This is a genomic window from Kribbella sandramycini (assembly GCF_013131805.1).
Classification (GTDB): Bacteria; Actinomycetota; Actinomycetes; order Propionibacteriales; family Kribbellaceae; genus Kribbella; species Kribbella sandramycini.
Window position 1 is genome coordinate 1 of sequence record NZ_JABJRC010000010.1, and the last position, 19,073, is coordinate 19,073.

Here is a 19,073-nt window from a genome sequence, read left to right on the forward strand (position 1 = left end):
GGGGGGGGGGGGGGGGGGGGGGGGGGGGGGGGGGGGGGGGGGGGGGGGGGGGAGTGGCTGGGGTTCGCCGGGCATGCGAAAGGGGCGCCAGGTGGTTGCCTGGGGCCCCTTTCGGTGCGGGTTACTTGGCCTGGTTGAGGCTGTTGCTGATGCCCTGGTCGAAGTCTTCGGCGTTCTTCTTGATGGAGTTGAACATTTCGCGGAAGTCTTCGATGCCTTTGACGGCGGCTTTGAGGCTGGTGTCGAAGTTGTTGTAGGTGTTGCGGATGACCTCGGAGGACTGTTTGAAGACGAGGCCGTCCTCGACCAGGGTGTTGACCCGGGTGCGGAGGTTCTCGACCAGGGGGACGATCTGGTCGTGGGCGTTCTTCATCACGTTGGTGACATCGACGATCTTGCCGTAGTCGAGGTTGATGCCGTCGTACGCCATTGCGGGTGTTCCTTTCGGTGGGCGTTCCGCTCGGTCTAGACGCCGATCGGGTAGGGGTAGTAGTCGTAGTCGTCCTCGGGCTTCGGCTTCTCGACCCAGTCGGCGGCGGTGCCGTCGTCGTTGTCGGGGCCGCGGGTGTACTCGGTGACGGTGCCGTCGGAGTCGGTGGTGGTCTTGGTGCCGCTGCCGTCGCCGGCCAGGTTGGTCACCGTGACGTCCTTCTTGCCTTCGGCGTCGGTGCTGGTGGCGGTGGAGGTGCTGCTGCCGTCGCCGTTGATCTTGGTCTCGTCGTGCACCTTGCTGCCGTCGGGGTAGGTGCTGTCGGTGATCATCGTGTGCTTGTCGTCGCTGTACGTTGTCACCGAGTGGTAGGTCTTGCCGTCGTAGGTGACCGTGGTCTCTTCCTTGATCACGTTGCCCTGGTCGTCCAGGGTCAGGTGCGTCTGGATGTTGCCGCGGTCGGTGGTGATGGTCTGGTCCAGTGGGGCGTCGCCGGGGTTGGTGGCGCTGCAGAAGTCGGGCGCCTCGGTGCCGGCGGGCAGGTTCTCGCACTCGCCCTTGTGGGCCTGGTAGTAGTCCCACTGGGACTTGTCGCGCTGCCAGTTGGACAGCGCCAGGTTGCTGTTGGTGACGTTCATGCCCTGGGCGATCTCGGCGTCGAACTGCAGAAACGCCTCACCGACCGACCCGAAGGAGCCGGCGAGCTTCTTCAGCCCGTCCTCGGCCTTGGTCATCGTGCCCTGGGCGTTGGTGTGCAGGGACGAGATCGCGTAGTAGATCGAACTGCTGCCCAGGACGTCGGAGCTGTCCGAGTTCGCCAGCGTGCTGAACAGACTGTCGTTCAACGTCGGCTTGATGTTCCCCGCGAGGTCCTCGAGGTCCTTCTTGGCGTCGTTGAGCAGGTTGTAGTTCATCTTGAGTTTGTCGGGCACCCAAACCCCTCCTGACACGCTGGCTCGGCCTGGCCTACGTACTGACCACGCCGGAACCGGCCCCCGAGTTCATTCCGATTTCGGAGTGAACTCCGAGGCCCGCTCGCGCGTGGTCAGTACGAGGGCTGACCGAGCGTGAGGAGGGGATGAATGCCACGGCCGGGCGACTGGGACGCGATCGGACTGGGCAGCGACCCCACTCCCGGGGAGCCCGAGACGATCGGCCAGCTGGCCGAGGTGCTGCAGAAGATCGGCGGCAAGGCCCGCGAGATCATGACCGCGGTCGACTCGGTGATGAACACGAACAACGACAGCGTGTTCGTCGGCGCCACCGCGGACGCGCTTCGCGGCAAGGTCGACGGCCGCCTGCGCGGCCATGTCGAGGATGTCGCCAACGCCTTCGAGACCGCCGCCACCGCCCTGCGCGAGTGGCGAACCGCGGTCGAGGGCTACCAGCGGACGGCGGACGCCGCGCTGAACGCCGGTCGCGGACTGGCCGAGGACGACCCCGAGCGGGAGCGCCAGAAGGGCGTCGCCGAGCAGGCCGGCCGGGACCAGTCGGATGCCGCCAGCGGTTTCGCCGGCCGGATCAACGGCGTCTCCGACATCCAGCTGCCGATCTCGGAGTGCGAGGCCTTCTGGGAGGCCTTCAAGTGGCTGGCGATCATCCTGATCATCCCGGCGCTGATCTTCGGCGGCCCGATCGCGCTGATCGCGCTCGGCGTCAACCTGGCGCTGTTCATCAAGACGATCGTGGACGTCGCCAACGGCGACGCCACCTTCCTGGACCTGTTCCTGGCCGGGCTGGGCCTGATCGCGCCGACCACCAAGGCGCTGCCGATCTTCTCCATCCTGAAGGGCGTCGCGAGCGGGATCGGCGCCGGTGTGAAGGGGATCGCGCAAACCTTCCGGAACATCTTCAGCAAGGACTTCCTGATGAGCGGCCTGACCGGGCTGCGCGGTCTGGGCAGCCTGGTCAACCTGACGATCCGCGAGACCGGCCTGTTCGTGGTGAAGAACCTGCGCAACTTCCCGGTCAGCGCCGCGAGTTTCGTGAACAACTTCGGCACCATCGCACTCGGCGCGTTCAGCAAGATCTCGCTCACCTTCCAGGCCGGGATGGGTGCGATCGGCCGCGGTTTCGTGAACTTCGGCAAGGGCATCGGGACGGTCTTCACCGGCACCAAGCAGTTCATCGGCGCGCATTTCGGCAACCTGCAGTGGACCCGGATCTTCCTGCCGGTCGCGGCCAACGACATCCGCGCCTTCCAGGCGATGGGGATGAGCAACTGGGCCTCGTTCACCCAGGCGCTGAAGGTCGGCGTGATCGGCCGCGGCGTCTTCGCCCAGAACGTCTACGGGATGCCGACGATGGCGGCGATCGGCCGCGGGATCAGCGCGGCCCCGATCCACACCGGCAACCTGTCGTTCGTCGACAACCTGAAGACGTTCTTCAACGAGGCGATGGACCCGCCGAAACTGGTGCCCGCCGTGCACATCAACAACTTCGGCCTGGCCACCGACTCCGGGTTCGGCGCCGGCAAGGCGTTCACCGCGATCGACGAGATCAACATCGCGCCGATGACGCCGATGCCGCCGACGAACGTCGGGGTCAGCGCGATCAACCCGCCGACCGTGCAGACGGCCGGCGGTCTGCACGTGCCGGTCACCGCGAACGTCGGCAACGTGTCGACCAACGTCAGCTCGCTGCACGTCGGCACGCCGTCCCTGGGTAACGTCGGCAACGTCTCCACGAACCTCCCCGGGATGCACGCCGGGACGCCGTCGCTCGGCAACGTCGGGAACCTGACGACGAACATCCCGGCCATGCACGCCGGTACGCCGTCCGTCGGCAGCCTCACGACGAACATCTCCGGCCTGCACACCGGCTCGCCGACCGTGAACGGCGTGAACGGGATCGAGGGCCTGGTCCAGGGGATGCCGAACGGCAACCAGGTGGCGCTGCCGGCGTTGCCGACCAACGGGTTGACGCACGGCGCGACCGGCGCGGGCACCGGGAACTTCGGGCACCTGACCGGGAACGCGAACGTCGCCCAGCCGAATGTGAACGTCAGCTCGCTGCACGTGTCGGCCCCGCAGTCCACCGGCATCGGCGACCTGGTCAACTCCGGCATCCGGAACAACACTCCGACGGTCTCGCCGAACTTCGGTCAGCTGATCGGGGACGGCGCCGGGCAAGGGTTCCAGGCGCAGCACATCCGGACGTCGATCGACGAGATCCTGCACTCGCCGGCCGCGACGAACGCGAACCTCACGTCGGTCACGCCGCCCGCCGTCGACCGGGTGAACACCGCGCTGAACCTGGTGCACGGCGGGCCGGAGATCAAGGTCGGCGCCGCGCCGGTGAAGGTCGACAACCCCAGCCTCGCCGGCACGCAGAACCTCGCCTCGCCGCCGCCTGCCGCGCACGTCCAGCCGGTCAACATGCCGCGCACCGACGTCCCCATCCAGACGACCCTGGTCCCGAACACGCCCGGCCTGGGCGGGACGCCGGGCCACATCGGCACCCCCGGAGTCGGCAGCGCCCCAGGCTCGATCGGCACGCCGGGAGTGGGCGGGGCACCCGGTCACATCGGCACTCCTGGTGTCGGCGGACTGCCCGGGCAGCTCGGGACACCCGGGAACGTCGGTACGCCGGGCGGGGGGCACTCGTTCGCACTCGGGAAGTCCGAGATCCCGCTGACCGGGCTGGACGGGCACCCGGGCGCGATGATCAAGGTTGAGCGCTTCGAAGGCGGGATGACGCAGTTCAACCTGCACGGCGGCGGCCCGAACGGCCGGCTCGACGTGCTGAACGGCGGCGGGGTGCGGTTCACCGACACCTCGACCGGCGCGACCACCCGGTTCGGCAGCGACGGCATCGTCATCGACCAGGGACTTCGGCTGGTCAAGGGTGACGGCGTACTGCGGCCGACCGACCAGATCGCCGTCAAGGGGGCCGACGGCAACTTCCACATCACCGGGCTGGACGGCAAGCTGGTGCCGGACGGGCTGAAGGTGCGTGGGCTCGACACCGGCGGCGTCCAGATCCTCGGCAAGGACGGCGCGTCCTGGAACTACGGCGCCACCGGCAAACTCGAGGGCCAGAACATCACCGCCGCCTGGAACGGCGATGTCGCCGCCAAGGCGGGCGTCTTCCGCAAGGTCGGCGACACCGACGCGATGGTCGACGCCAAGATGGACGACTTCCGGTCCGTCCAGAACGCTCAGAAGAACCTCGACATCGCCAACGAGAACGTGGCGATCCACGGTCAGCGCGCCGACGGCCCGTCGACCGCGCCGTCGGTCGGCGAGCAGGTGCACATCGATCTGCGCGGCGCGCAGAACGACCTGGCCAACGCCAAGCAGACCTTCGAGACCAAGCACGGCGTCAATCCGGACGGCATCCAGCAGCAGCTCGACGACCTGCTGGCCGGCTCGCTCAAGGAGCGCCCGCGGCTGCCCGGTGGCGCGCGGCCGCAGACCTACGACCTGCCGGGTGGCAACGGCGTTCGGTTCGAAGTTGCCGACGGCAAGCGAATCACCATCCACAGCGACGGTTACGGCTCCGAGGTGGTCGGCAACACCGTCAAGATCACCCAGAACTCGACCGGCCATTCGTGGACCTACAGCCTCGGCTTCGGGAACCGGGTCAACCACATCGGCGAATCGTTCCCACTGAGCGGCGGCCTGTTCGACGGTAAGCCGGTCTCGCTCCAGGGCACGCTCGGCCAGTTCGACCGCGGCGGCCTGGTCAGCGACGGGAAGGCGTTCCCGGTCAAGGTCACCGACGACACGATCACGGTTGGTTCGCCGCAAGGCCCGCTCAGCTACAACCGGAACGGCGTCTTCACCGGCGCCGGCCCGAACGACGCCGGTCACCTGCCGAAACCGGCCCCGCCCGCGCACCTGCTCGACGACCCGGCAGCGCTGGCGCGCTGGCAGTCCCAGGTCGACCTGTCCCGCACCCACCTGACCGTGGCCGCGTCGGACAAGGCCGTGTCGAACCTGATGAAGGACGTCATGGGCGGCTCCTTCACCTCCAAACGCGGGTACGACGGCTACGTGAACCCGACCGCGCTCGGCGACGGCACGCTGGTCGGCAAGGCGCGCCAGTTCGACACGATCACCCAGGACCTGCTGTTCAAGGGCCCGGCCGACGACATCACCGTCTACCGCGGCGTGAACCTGGACCCGCACGCGGCCGCCGCGAACAGTTTCACCGAGCGGCTGCCGATCTCGACCTCGACGTCGATGAAGTTCCAGGACGACTGGGCCAAGAACGGCGTCCTGTCGAACCGGGTCGTGTTCGAGATCGACGTCCCGGCGAATCACGGCAAGCTCGCGATGTCGTACCCCGACGGCTACAAGCCGGGCAGCACCGAGGCCCGCGCCTGGAACCAGGACCAGTCCGAGTTCACGCTGGCGCCCACCACGTTGACCCGGACCGGGAAGCCGGACCGCTTCGAGAACGGCCTGCGGATCATCTCGGTCAAGGCCGATCAGATCCCGGCGTCCCGGCTCGAGTCGCTGATCACCGAGCAGTGGAAGGGCCTGGACTCGGCGACCGCGTTCGACGATTTCGCGAAGTCCTTCAGCCAGCAGAATCTGCGCAACTTCGACGGTTTCGACGACGCGATCACCCGGACGACGACCAGCAGCGACAACCTGATGCACACGATCCACGTCCAGCGGCCGGGGTTCGCGGACGAGCTGACGATCACCGTGATGCGCAACGAGCAGGCCGACTCGGTCCGCGTGACGATGGTGACCGACGGTAAGACGGTCTTCAACCAGACCTGGTCGAAGACCGATTTCCGCAACCTGGCCACGGATCTGCGCGGTAACGTGCTCTTCAACAACGAGCAGTTCACCAACCTGGCCAAGCCCGCCGAGTGGACCAAGGCGCGCCCGACCGGCCAGCAGATCGCCGATGCCTGGGACGCCGACAGCCTCGCTCGGACGAATGTCTTCCGGCAGCCCGGCGACGCCGATTCCCTCGTCAACCAGCGCGCCAACGACTTCGTCGCCGTCCAGAAGGCGCAGAACGACCTGGGCAAGGCGCTGGAGAACTTCACCATCAACGGCAACCGGATCGAGGGCCCCTCGTCCGGGATGTCGATCGGCGACCAGGCCCGGGTCAGCCTGCAGCACGCGCAGGGCGAGTTCACGAAGGCCAAGGAGATCTTCGAGTCCAAGTACCCGGGGATGAACGTCGAGAGCGTCCAGCACCAGCTCGACGAGCTGCTGGTCGACTCGCTCCGCGACCGCCCGCGATTGGTTGCCGGCGGCATCCAGCCGCGCCCGGCCGCCATCCCCGACGGCAACGCGTTCTTCAAGGTGGACGACGGCGTCGTCACGTTCAGCGGCCCGAACGCGAACGCCTTCAGTAGCAGCTTCGACGGCCCGACGCTGAAGATCACCGAGACCGCGTTCGACGGGAATATCACCCGCCAGCTCGAGTTCTCGATCAACCGGCGGACCAACATGCCGATCCTGAACCGGGACGAGTTCACGCTCACCGGCGGCCCGTTCCAGGGGCAGCGGATCGGCGCCGAAATCGAGGTCGGCCTGCCCGGGGCCTCGGTCCTGGACGACGGCGCCGGTGGTCGCGTCCCGGTGCAGTACCTGTCCGGTGAGTTCCACGTCCCGTCGACGCTCGGCCCGGCGAAGTACACCCGGCAGGGCGATTTCATCGGGATCGGCAGCACCCGGACCGACCACCTGCCGCCGGTGACCCCGCCGGCCGGCCTGCTCGGCGACGACCTGGCCCGCTGGACCGCCCAGGCCGAGATCTCCCGCACGCACCTGACCGCGGCCAACCAGCTGGACGACGTCGGCAACATGATGCAGTCGGTTGCCGAGGGCGCCTTCACCTCCAAGCGCGGGTACGGCGGTTACGTCGACAACGCGTTCCACCACGGCTCGCTCGAGGAGCAGGTGCTCGAGTTCAACACCGTCGCGAACTCGCTGCTCGTCGACGGCAAGATCGGCAAGACCACCGTCTACCGCGGTGTCGCGATGGACAAGGCGGCCGCCCAGGCCGATGTGTTCATCGAGCGGCTGCCGGTCTCGACGTCGAGTGAGTGGAAGTTCCAGCCCGAGTGGGCCAAGGGCGCCGACTTCGACAAGCGGGTCGTGTTCAAGATCGACGTCCCGGAGACGCACGGCAAGCTCGCGATGGCGTACCCGGACGACTACGTGCGCGGCGCGAACGACGCGCTGCCGAAGAACCAGGGCCAGTTCGAAGTGACGTTGTCGCCGACGATCCTGGAGCGCACCGGCCCGTCGTTCCAGCAGGACGGCCTGACCGTCATCCCGGTCCGGGCCAAGCAGATGACCGACGAGCAGATCGGTCACTACCTGACCGAGCGCTGGCAGGGCTTCGACTCCGCGGACGCGTTCGACGACTTCGGCAAGGCGCTGGACCAGGGCTCGCTGCAGAAGTTCCCGGGGATGTCCGACATCACCGCGGCCTCGGCGAAGTCCGCCGACAACCTGGTCAACGAGATCACGGTCAGCAAGGTCGGGTTCGAGGGCAACGACCTCAAGATCACCGTGACCCGCAACGTGGACGCCGATTCCGTCACGGTCAAGGCGACGGCGGACGGTCGGAGTACCTTCAACCACACCTGGAGCCGCGAGCAGTTCGCCAACATCGCGACCGACCTCAAAGCCGGGACGCTGCACGACAACGACCTGTTCGTCTCGATGTCGAAACCGGCCGACTGGGCGTCGAAGGGCAAATCCTTCAGTCCGCAGTGGGACGCCGATCTGGCCGCCCGCAGCCAGGTGTTCACCCGGGCCGGCGACACCGACGCGATCGTCAGCGGCCGGATGGAGGACTTCGCCCGCATCCAGCAGTCCCAGCAGAACCTCACCGCCGCGACCCGCAACGTCGAGCTGCACGGCGGCCGCCTGGACGGCGACTCGAACGGCCCCTCGATCGGCGACCAGGTCCGAATGGATCTGGACTCCGCGCACGCCGACTTCGACGGCGCCCGGGCGGCGTTCAAGCGCAAACACTCGATGGAGTTCGAGCAGGTCCAGACCGACCTCAACGCGATCAAGCGTCTCAAGCTCGACGGCACCGACGGCTCGGGCCGACTGCCCGGCTCCGGCCGCCTGTACGACGTCCCGGGCGGCAACGTGTCCTTCCAGGTCGAGAACGGCCTGGTCAGCTTCGCCGGGAACCAGGCCGACCTGTTCCGCGGCGCGGTGAACGGCCGCGAGGTGACCATCACTCGCGTGGTCGACGGTCTCGCGGGCGACAGCTGGACCTTCCGGATGGGCTTCGGCCGCCCCAACCTGATCGGCCGGACGATGACGCTCAGCGACGGCCCGCTGGCCGGTGAGCTGGTCACCCTGCGCGGGATGGCCGGTCAGCTCGACGGCTCCCTCGGCGACGCCGGCGTCTGGCCGCGTCAGCTGTCCGGTGACAACCTGTACGTCGCCTCGCCCTCCGGCCCGCTGCAGTACACCCGGGACGGCGACTTCGTCGGCCACGTGCAGACCGCGACTCGCGATCTCGGCCCGGCGACCCCGCCGGCGCACCTGCTCAACGACCCGGACGGCCTGGCCCGCTGGACCGCGCAGGTCGACTCGTCGCGCACCCATCTCGACGCCGCGATGAACACCAAGGCCGTCGAGAACCTGATGAAGGACGTGATGGGCGGCGCCTACACGTCCAAGCGGGGTTACGAGGGTTTCGTGAAACCCGCCGCGCTCACCGACGGCACGCTCGCGGCCAAGGTGAACGACTTCAACACGATCACCAAGGACCTGCTCCTCAAGGGCCCGGACGAGCGGACGACGCTCTACCGCGGCGTCTCGATGGACCCGCACGCGGCCCAGGCCGACGAGTTCGTCGACCGGCTGCCGAGCTCGACCTCGAACAACCTCGGATTCCAGGAGGAGTGGGCCAAGAACGGCGTCGCCAGCAACCGGTTCGTCTTCGAGATCGACGTCCCGGCCGGTCACGGCAAGCTGTCGATGGCCTACCCGAAGGGATACGACGCGGGCGAGGGCGCGGCCAAGGCCTGGAACCAGAGCCAGTGGGAGGTCACGCTCGCGCCGACCGTCCTGAAGCGCACCGGGCCGGACCGGATCGAGGACGGGATGACGATCATCCCGGTCCGCGCCGAGCAGATCCCGCCGGGGCAGATCGCCGACACGCTGAACGCCAAGTGGCCGGGCATGAACCTGGACACGGCGTACGACGACTTCGTCCGCGCGTTCGACAACGGCTCGGTCAACCGCTGGGAGGGTTTCGACAACGTCGCCGTCTCGACGACGAAGAGTGCCGACGGCAACCTCACCACGCTGACCGTCAGCAAGCCCGGGTACGGCGACCAGCTGACCATCCAGGTCAGCAAGGACGTCGACGCCGGGACGGTCGCGGTCAAGATCGACGGCGGCGACGCGGCGTTCAGCAAGGGCCCGTGGCAGGGCACGGACCTCACCGACCTGGCCGCCCAGCTGCGCGGCAACGTGCTGCACGACAGCGATCTGTTCCTGCAGCTGCCCAAGCCGTCGTCCTGGGACGTCAAACCGTCTGCAGGTAAGCAGATCGCCGCCGCTTGGGACGCCGACAGCGCGGCCCGGCTCAACGTCTTCCGCGGCCCGGGCGAGTCCGACGCGATCGCCCTGCAGAAGGCCAACGACTTCGCTTCCGTCCAGAAGGCGCAGGCGAGACTCGACTTCCAGCTCGACAACCTGACCCGCAACGGCGGCCGCCTGGACGGCTCGTCGAGGGGCATCTCGGTCGGCGACCAGGCCCGCGTCAACCTGACGTATGCGCAGGGTGAGTTCACGAAGGTCAAGGAGATCTTCGAGGCGAAGTACCCGGGGATGAACGTCGAGAGTGTTCAGCACCAGCTCGACGAGTTGCTGGACGCCTCGCTGAAGAACCGTCCGCGGCTGGTCGCCGGGATGGACGGCCGGTCGACCGACGACGCCGTACCGCCCACCCACACGGCCCCGCCGCCGCCTCCGCCGCCGCCCGCGCAGGCGGTCCCGCCGCCTCCGCCCCCGCCGCCGCACACGGCTCCGGTGCCGCCGCCTCCGCCGCCCACGCTGGCCAACCAGGCCGGTACGGCGCCCGCGCCGGCTCCGGTGCGCCCGCAGCGGGCCGTAGCGCCGGACTTCCGCAAGGAGTTCGACGGGCCGTCGTTCGGGCACGAGAGCGAGCTCGGCGGCTTCGTCGTCGCGATGCCCGAGGGCACCAACCGCGCCTTCGCGTTCGTGAAGAACCTGGAGACCGACGAAGCCCTGGTCATGGTCACCAAGGACATGAGCAACGGCATCTACCGCAACCCCGGCGACCTGCCGATCGCGCGGAACGGCAACTGGACGACGCACACGGTCGAGCTGGTCAGCTACCCGTCGAAACTCGACGACCTGGGCGGTATCGCGCTGCGCGAGGACGCGACGCAGTTCCTGCTCGACACCTTCAAGACCCGCCTGATCGGCGCGAACCACCAGCCGATGGAGAGGATCGTCAGCGCGGACGGCCGGTTCGCGCTGGAGATCACCAACGGCCGGCATGCGATCGCCGGCGGCAGCGGCCTCGGCCTGGACGACGTCGGCTCGGTGACGATGCCGCGTGGCGGTCAGCAGCTCACGGTCGGCGTGAAGGCGACCGACTTCGGCAGCGGCGCCACGGACGAGCTGCGGGCGCTGGAGAAGAACCCGTGGTTCAAGCCGGAGTTCCGCAGCGACGACGCCGTCCGCGGGCTGGACCACAGTCAGCTCGACAACCCGGCGCAGGTGGAGTCGGCGTACACCTACCTGAAGTCGATCATCAACTTCACCTCGAAGCAGGTGGACAAACACGGCATCCCGATCGGCAACCACGCGGGCGCGGCGCCGTACCGCGGGCTGACCGACCCGGCCGTCAAGAACGACTGGGTCGTGCTGCCGCGGACCAAGCCGAGCCTGCTGCTGGAGTCGCTCACGGATCTGGACCGGGCTGCCACGCTCAAGCTGCTGCGCGAGATGGAGCCGATCGGCAACCCGGCGATCTGGAACGAGTCGAAGCTCTACATCCTCGGCGGCGGTGAGGTGGCCGGGCACGGGATCAACAGCGCGGTGATCGCCGGCGAGAAGGCGATGCTGTTCGAGTTCCGCTCGGTGCCGGAGCAGCTCAAGCACCTGGTGCCGAACCAGAAGGCGCCGACCGTCACGGTGACCGACGCGCTCGCGCAGCTCGGCGTCGGCGACAGCCGCAAGCTCGGCGTCCAGCACATCAACAATTTCGTCGGCGACGCCGACAACGGCAAGTCGTTCGCCAACTGGTTCCGCGAGCAGAACACGCAGCACCTGGGCAAGGCCGACGACCGGATCATCAGCATGGCCTCGGCGAAGGTCAAGGCCGACTGGATCGCGGGCCACCACCCCGGTGCGTGGGACTCGATCGTCGCCGGCCAGGCGCCGATCGTCGTCCGGCCGGCGATCATGCCGACGATCCAGACGTACCCGGTGACCGGCGCCTTCGACAACCACGTCGTCGTCCGGCCCGAGGGCGGCACTCCGCACGTCACCGGCCCGAACGCCCAGGCCATCACAATGCACGATTTCGGCGACGACGGCTTCCGTTTGGTCGGGCCCGACGGCCGGACGCAACGTTATGATGGCGCCGGCGTTCAGCTCGGCGACGGTATTCGGCTGCAGGAGCCGAGCGGCACGCGGTTCACCGAGGGCGGTCAGGTCGTCGACCTGCACGGCACGCCGGTTCCGAACGCCGTCGTGCAGCAGCTCGACAACGGCATCGCCGTCATCGAGGGCCGGGTCGGCCGCGGGTTCGACGCGAACGGCGCCCACATCGACAACCGGATCCAGCTGCAGGGCGCGTTCGGCGACCGCTGGGTGGTTCAGCCGCTGAACGGGCACCCGCGGGTCGGCGGCGCCGACGGGCCGTTGTTCAACGTCTTCGAGACGTCGAACGGGCTCCGGATCATCGGGCCTGGTGGCGAGAGCCACCGGTTCGGCGCGGACGGCGCCCACCTCGGCGGCGGCCAGGTGCTGGCCGACACCGCCTACCCGCGTGGCACGCTCTTCACCGAGGCTGACGGCGCCGGCGGGCTACGGGCCGTCGACGTGGATGGGGTGCCGATCCCGCAGCACCGCGTCGAGCTGCTTGGCAATGGGCAGTTCCGGATGTTCGACGACTCGACGCAGACGGTCCGCTGGTTCGGCAACGACGGCGTCGGACGCGCACACGGCATTCAGGTCACCGACCCGGCGAACGTGGGCAACGTCTACCTGTACCGCCCACACGGCGGTCAGCCGCACCTCGTCGATGACGCCGTGACCCGACTGCCCGGCACGGTCGACCTGCAGACCGGCGGCTTCCGAGTCACCGACGACCTCACCGGTGTCAGTCGGCACTTCGATGACTCCGGCACCTATCTGTCCCGGCATGTCCCGCTGCCTGACCCGGGGAACGCGGGTGTGCAGCGCTTCGTCGTCCACCAGGACGGCGACAGGCTCACCCTGCAGGGCGGTGGTAATCACACCGTCGAACTGGTGCCGGGTGGCGGCTACCGAGTCGTTGACAATGGCAACTTCCAGCGCTTCGACACCGACGGCGTCTTCCAGGCCTTCGGGCGGGAGATCGAGCTGCCCGGCGAGACGGCGTGGCTGGAGATCGGCGGCGGGACCGCCCGCTGGCTGGACAACACCTACACGCCGGTTCAGGGCCGTACGGTCACGGTCAACGGCACCGAGATCACCGTCACCCGGGTCAACGGTCACGATGTCTTCGACCTGCAGGGCGGTCTGCTGCGGGAGGTCACCGACATCCCGGGCAATGGCGCGGCTCTCGGCGGCACGCGGATCACTCGCGACAACACCGGCGTCCACTGGACCGACAACGCCGGTACGCAGGTGCCGACGCCGCACACGGCCACGATCGACAACGCCGGTGTGATCCGGATCGAGATCAATATGCCCGGCCGGCCGCGGCACGGCGAGTACCACCAGTTCAACCGCGGCGGCGAGATCACCGAGCAAGGGTTCCGCGTCGTCCGCGACAACCAGGCGACCGAGTTCAAGTACGTCGTCAACCGGACCGACAACACCTGGCAGCGGGTCCGCGACAACGGGACGCTCAGCGACCTCGGCTTCCACAAGGGCAAGGTCGACATCGTCGGCCTGGAGAACGGGCGGATCCGGTTGCAGAGCTCGACCGCGAAGGAGGTCGAGGTCTTCGAACGCCGGTGGTTGCAGGGCGGCGAGATCCTGGACAGCTTCCGGAAGACCGACACCTTGGGCTTCGGCCAGTACAACCGGCGGACGACGTGGGCGACGTACGACAGCACCGGCAATCTGACCAACTGGGGTAAGCGGCACCACGCGACCGCCGGCAACGCCTGGCAGGACATCGACCACAACTGGCGGACGGTCCGCGATTACCAGCAGGGCCTGCAGAAGTACGACAACCCGATCGCCGATCAGATGGGGCCGCTCGCGAAGGCCGAAGAGAAGATCGCCGGCCACGTGCTCGCGATCCGCAACGGCGACACCTGGACCTGGCATCGCTACCAGGCCGACTTCCTCCATGTTGCGCAGGGCAACCGAACCCTGGAGCGCGTCGGCGAGGGCTGGACCGACACCGTTCGGGTCATGGAGAACGGCAACGAGGTGAGCCGGGTCGCGCAGCAGAAGTTCGGCACCTGGCACGGACCCGACACCGCGCGCCAGTACAAGGAGTTCACGCTCGAGCCCGGCGCGACGCACCCGACCCGCGACGGCTCGTTCGAGGTGCAGTCGCCGCAGCTGAAGCCGGTCGGCAAGGGCGAGCTGCTGCCCGACAAGACGACCCTGCTCACCTCGACCCGGCAGGGCGACCAGCGGCCGCCGATCTGGGTCCGGAAGAACTTCCTGGACAACCCGCCGACGACGGGCAGCGTCGCGCACATCGCGAACGACAACCGCTTCCAGATCTTCCGCTGGGAGACCACCGGCGGCACGAACCCGGGCCGCGGCGTCCGGTACGTCGGCACCGACGAGGCCTTCGTCGACGTCGACCTGAACGGCGCGTTCGTCCGCTCGAAGGGCAAGCTGCACGACGGCACCGAGCTCAAGGTCGGCGACCACGCCGAGCCGCCCGCGAACCAGTACCAGAACGCGACCACCCCCTGGGAGGCCGGTGACGTCAAGGGCTGGCGGGTCAACAACGGCGACGACTGGCAGGACTTCACCGAGATCGACGGCCACGGCTGGCGGATGGTCCGGGAGAGCCAGCCGGGCGGCGTCGTCCGGGAGTATCCCGAGCACACCGACCTGCGGATCTGGGTGAACCGCGATGCCCACGGCAACGTGGTCGGAATGTCGCACAAGGTCGACAACGTGGGCACGGCCGGCGGGCACAAGTACGTCGTCGGCACCGGCCCGGCCGACTCGTCGGCGTGGCGCTGGCACGAGCTGAACGACCAGGGCGTCGCGATCGCCGGGCGCAACGGCGACCGGCTCCACTTCAAGGGCTCCCGCGACGAGAGCATCAGCTGGGACAACTCGTTCCGCGACTTCGACAACGCGGGCAACCTGGTCCGCGACCGGCGGATGCTCGACGAGCGCCGGTTCATCGAGTCCTGGAACGACGGCACCCAGTGGGTCTCGAAGGAGTTCGACAAACTCGGCGTCGAGGTCGTCGGGACGACCCAGCTCAACCGGCGCTGGCTGGCCGCCGACGGCACCTGGCAGCAGAACTGGACGCCGGGCTCGACGCACTTCCGCGACAGCACGCCGGGCGCCACACCGCAGATCGTCCGCGAGACGCCGTCCCATATCGGCGACGGCCGGCCCACCCGCGTCCGCGAGTACACGATGGACGCGAACGGGCACACGGACTTCAAGCAGTGGAAGGAGTTCGACTTCGACAAGGTCGTCCGGGAGCGGGTGGCGTCGGGGAACAACTACCTCGAGACCGACAAGCTGCACGGCCAGTGGAAGCTCTACGACAACACCGGCCGGGTGATCGGCGAGCGGTCCGACAACGGGCTGGTCTTCGAGATGCGCGGCGACCGGCTCACCCTGAGCGGGAACGAGTGGGACTTCCGCGGTCAGATGACCGAGTTCCGCGGCTGGAACTCGCGACTCGGCGACCTGCAGCGGCAGCCGTGGCTCATGCAGTCGGACTGGACGTTCACGAACAAGACGCTGCTGCCGGGTGGCGACGCGTTGCTCCGCGAGGCGAACTACGCGTCGTTCTCGCGGCTGTTCTCGCAGAAGATGCTGCTCACGATCACCACCGAGTTCCTCCTCGACTACGCGGCCAGCCTGATGATCATGGGCATCATCGCCGAGGCGCAGAACAAGCCGTTCTCGGGCACCGACGCGCTCAAGGCGCTGATGAACGCCGCGGTCGGTACGACGCTGCGGACGGTGGCCGGGGCCGCGCTGACGGAGTCCAAGCTCGGTGGCGCGATGCGCACCTTCAAACAGGACATGGGCAACCTGGACGGCGGCTCGCTGATCACCAAGCGGCCGAACAACAACGGCTCGCAATGGGGTGTCGAATGGGCCGGTAACACCAGCCCGACCAAGTGGCGGGCCGGCACCTTCGACTACGGCTTCGGCATGCTGATGCTGCCGCTGACCGGTTTCGTCAACGGCACGATGAACGCCGCGATCTTCGGCGTCACCGGGCCGGACGGCAAGCCGGTCAAGCTGACCGGTTGGGAGGCCGTTGCCGAGGGCGGCATGGCGGTCGTCTCCGGCTACGTGGCCGCGAACAGCATCGGTCTGCTGCGGACGATCGGGACCAACTTCGCCGGTGGGCGCTTCTTCCAGAAGGGCGGGATCGGCGAGATCCTGGTCACCATGCCGCTGCGGCTGTTCGAGAAGGGCCTGGGCAGCCTGCTGGTGCCCGCGCTGCGGCAGCAGTTCGACCCGGCCTGGTCGCGGCCTGCGCCGGCCCCGGTACCGGCACCGCCGCCGCCCGCCCCGGTCGCGACGCCTACGGTTACCTCTGGCGGCGTGATCCTGCCGCCTGGCGTCAGCTATGTACCTCCCGTCTCCGGCAGCCAAGGAGCACCGTGACAACTCGCTACGTGAGCCCGAAGGGCCGCGGCAGTTTCCGCCGGATCGGCGACGCCCTGCGGGCCGCCGGCCCCGGTGACGTGATCGTCGTGGCTGGTGGCGAGTACGCCGAGCAACTGCGGCTCGACCGGTCGGTCGCCGTGGTGGCCGAGCCCGGCGGCGGGCAGGTGACCGTGACCGGCGTACCGGGTGGGGAGCCGACGGTGGTTGCCGAAGGCCTCGAATGCACCGTACGCGGGTTGACGATCAAGGCGCCGTCCGACGACAGCGGCGCGCCTGCGGTAGGGGTGGCCGGTGGCGCCGGGTTGATGATCGAGGACTGCACGGTTTCCGGCGGGCGGATCCATGCCCGCGGCAACGAAAACACCGGGCAGAGCTCCGATCTGGCCGGGTACGGCGTGACCACGTTGATGCTGCGCGGGTCGCGGCTGGAGCAGGGGCGGCTGGCGGCGATTCATCTGTCCGGCCGGGTCCAGGCGAAGATCGAGGACTCGGTGATCGAGATGATCGATGGAATCGGGGTCGTGCTGTCCGGTCCGGCGTACCTGGATGCGTCGCGGCTGCGGCTGAACCAGACCTCCGGGTACGGGTTCCGGCTGCGGGGGACGAGCAAGCTGGTGGCGACGGACGGGACGATCCGGCAGACCGGGATGGCCGGCGTACTGCTCGAAGACGGCGCGACGGCGAAGCTGAGCGACGTCCGGATCGAGAAGGCCGGTGGGCCTGGGGTGCACGCGACCGGGTCGGCGCGGAGTGAGCTGACGGACTGCCGGGTGCGGGAGGCTCGGGCGAGCGGGCTGGTTGCGCAGGACAGCGCGTCGCTGGTTGCTGCGGACTGTGCGATTACTGACGCGGGTGCGAACGGGTTGCTGGTCTCGGATTCGGCGACTGCGACCGTGACGGCGACCAGGTTCGATCGGCCGGCGTACAGCGCGGTGCATCTGACCGGGACGGCGAATGTGAAGCTGACCGACTGCCACGTGCGGGAGGGGGTTGAGCACGGCGTCCATGTGACCGCGTCGGCGAAGGTCGAGCTGATTCGATGTGGGATTCAGGACGTTGGGCTGACCGGGTTGTCGGCGGTGGACGCCGCGACTGCGGATGCTGAGGACTGCCGGATCGTTGGCGGTGGGACGGGTATTCGGCTGGAGAGTACGACGGCGACCAATGTGCGGACGTCGTCCGTCATCGGGACGATCGGGACCGGGGTCGAGTTGGCCGGGCAGGGGTTGTCGAGTCTGGACGCCGTCCGGGTCAGCGGGACGAAGGCGGCCGGGATCGTGGTCGGGACGGGTGCGGCGGCGGCGATCGGGGCGAGCTCGATCGAGAACTGCGCCGGCTCCGGGCTGGTGATCTGGTCGGAGGCGACTCCGACGGTGACCGGGCTGCGGGTGCGGACGGTCGCGAAGAACGGGATCTACGTGGCCGAGAAGGCCGGTGGGACGTACACGGACTGCGATGTGACCGGGACGAAGTACCCGGCGCTGCATCTGGCGAAGGCGGCGGCGCCGACGTTCAAACATCTGCGGATCCGGGACTGCGCCGAGCCGATCGGGCAGGAGGACGGCGCCGTACCGGTGTTCGAGGACTGCACGGTGGACGGTGTCGCGATGGTCAAGGAGACGCCGCCGGTCGCGGCGGCCGCCACGGCCGGGGGCGCGCCGGCGCCGGACGTGAGTGTGCCGGGGACGCTCGACGAGAGCATGCCGCCGGACGACGAGACGCTCGAGGACGTGCTGGCCGAGCTCGAGGAGCAGGTCGGGCTGGATCGGGTGAAGCACGACGTCCAGTCGATGGTGAAGCTGATGCAGACGGTTCGGATGCGCGAGGAGGCCGGGCTGCCGGCGCCGCCGCTGAGTCGGCATCTGGTGTTCGCGGGCAATCCGGGTACCGGTAAGACGACGGTCGCGCGGCTCTACGGGCGGATTCTGAAGGCGCTCGGACTGCTGCGGAAGGGCCACCTGGTCGAGGTCGACCGGACGGCGCTGGTCGGCGAGTACGTCGGTCACACCGGCCCGAAGACCCAGGCCGCGGTGACGCAGGCGCTGGGCGGCGTGCTGTTCATCGACGAGGCCTACTCGCTGGCGCCGATCGGGATCGGGAACGACTTCGGCGCCGAGGCGATCGCGACGCTGGTGAAGTTGATGGAGGACCATCGCAACGACCTGGTCGTGATCGTGGCCGGCTACGTGAACGACATGTCGCGGTTCATCGGGTCGAACCCAGGTCTGTCGTCGCGGTTCACGCGGACGCTGCAGTTCGAGGACTACACGGCCGCTGAGCTGGTCGCGATCGTCGAGCACCAGGCGCGCGGGCATCAGTACGAGTTGACCGGGGACGCCCGGGGCGCGCTGACGACGCTGTTCGAGCAGCTGCCGCGCGGCGAGGGCTTCGGTAACGGGCGCTCGGCGCGGCAGATCTTCCAGGCGATGACCGAGCGGCAGGCGCACCGGATGTCGGAGCTGACGGCGCCGACGTCCGCCCAGCTGGTGGCGTTGGAGGCCGCTGATCTCCCGGAGAGTTTCTAACGGCTTTTCGTGAGTTGTTCACGGAAGTTATTGTTCGATATGGACAATATTTCCCGCCGTGGGTTGCTCACGGGTGCCGCCGCGGTCGTGGCCGCCGGTTCCCTGGGTGCGCCCGCCGCCTCCGCCCGGAGCCTTGCCCTG

The 19,073-nt window shown here is 68.5% G+C and carries 4 protein-coding genes; 2 read left to right on the forward strand and 2 right to left on the reverse strand.

All coding sequences use genetic code 11. The features are described 5' to 3' along the window. Nucleotides 1-121: 121 nt before the first annotated feature. Nucleotides 122-430 carry a hypothetical protein gene (locus HPO96_RS32085; protein WP_171678164.1) on the reverse strand — a complete coding sequence of 103 codons (309 nt, stop codon included), beginning with the start codon at nt 428-430 and terminating at the stop codon, nt 122-124. Nucleotides 431-465: 35 nt separating this feature from the next. After that, entirely contained in the window at nt 466-1,362 is an 897-nt protein-coding gene (locus tag HPO96_RS32090) for a hypothetical protein (RefSeq protein WP_171678165.1), read from the reverse strand. Nucleotides 1,363-1,512: 150 nt separating this feature from the next. Between HPO96_RS32090 and HPO96_RS32095 the strand changes: the two genes are divergently transcribed. Beyond that, the gene (locus HPO96_RS32095) at nt 1,513-16,404 is read left to right on the forward strand and encodes an actin cross-linking domain-containing toxin (RefSeq protein WP_171678166.1); all 14,892 of its coding nucleotides are present in this window, start codon (nt 1,513-1,515) and stop codon (nt 16,402-16,404) included. Then, the gene (locus HPO96_RS32100; protein ID WP_171678167.1) at nt 16,401-18,932 is read left to right on the forward strand and encodes a right-handed parallel beta-helix repeat-containing protein; all 2,532 of its coding nucleotides are present in this window, start codon (nt 16,401-16,403) and stop codon (nt 18,930-18,932) included. Before HPO96_RS32095 ends, HPO96_RS32100 begins: the two co-directional genes overlap by 4 nt. The last annotated feature ends 141 nt before the right edge of the window (nt 18,933-19,073 follow it).

Coding starts and splice junctions, on each gene's coding strand:
- HPO96_RS32085 (WP_171678164.1), bottom strand. CDS start 430: ATGGCGTACGACGGCATCAACCTCGACTACGGCAAGATCGTCGATGTC.
- HPO96_RS32095 (WP_171678166.1), top strand. CDS start 1,513: ATGCCACGGCCGGGCGACTGGGACGCGATCGGACTGGGCAGCGACCCC.